General features: G+C 49.9%; 1 protein-coding gene. It reads right to left on the bottom strand.

The features are described 5' to 3' along the window. Nucleotides 1–192: 192 nt before the first annotated feature. A partial coding sequence (locus KDK14_RS11480) for a pyruvate, water dikinase regulatory protein (protein ID WP_257265258.1) occupies nt 193–1,006 on the bottom strand: 814 nt, incomplete at its 5' end.

Below are 1,006 nucleotides of genomic sequence, written 5' to 3' on the forward strand. Positions count from 1 at the left end.
CGAAGAGCACAAAGGAAAAGAAAAGCTCTTCTTTGTGCTCTTCGTGTGCTTCGTGATTCCAATTCAAGACTGGCAACAAACCAACCCGCCAGCACTCGTTCGCAGGAGCTAAAGAAACAATGGACAGTAGTTCTACCAGGAAGAATTCCTTAATGTCGACCCTGTGAAGGGGGCCTGTCGTATGCTTTATGGTTATTTCAGCCTTCTGGTCAGATTGGCCTGATCCATTATCCGTGTCGCAATCTCTTCGACGGAAAATTCAGTGGTGTCAATATAGCTGATCCGCTCCTCGTTATAGATCTGTTCCACCATCTGCACCTCATATTGACACTGCCTGAGCGATGAATAGCAACTGTTGGGTCGCCGCTCATTTCTGATACCTGAGAGCCGGGCCGGATTGATGGTCAAACCAAACAGGCGCTCATTATAAGGGCGAAGAAAATCAGGTAGCTTGATGCCCTTGGCAAAATCATCCTCGGTAATGGGGTAATTGGCGGCAAAGATACCAAACTGTAAGCCAAGATAGATGCAGGTGGGCGTTTTACCGGAACGGGAGACCCCCAGCACGATAATATCGGCCTTTTCATAGTGCCGGATACGGGCGCCATCATCATTATCAAGGGCAAACTGTACCGCTTCGATGCGGCGGTGATAGCTGGCACTGCTGGTGGTGGAACGCTTCTTGCCGACGGTATACAGCGGATGTGAACCTAACTCCATCTCCAGGCCGGGAAGGAAGGTGGCAAAGAGATCGATAATATAAGCCCCACTGGTATGCAGCCGTTTGCTGACCTCTTCATCCAACACCGTCATAAAGAGGATAGGTGGAATCGCCTCATGCTGGTGAGTTTCTTTAATAAGGGTGAGTGCCCGTACAGCTTTTTCAGGGGTATTAACATAGGGCAGGGTGTGGTGACGAAATGTCGGCCCCGAGAACTGGGCAAGCAGGCTTTGGCCAAAGGATTCAGCGGTAATGCCGGTGCCATCAGAGATAAAAAATACCGAT

Origin of the sequence: Endozoicomonas sp. ONNA2, from assembly GCF_024606365.1 — a bacterium.
Taxonomy (GTDB): domain Bacteria; phylum Pseudomonadota; class Gammaproteobacteria; order Pseudomonadales; family Endozoicomonadaceae; genus Endozoicomonas.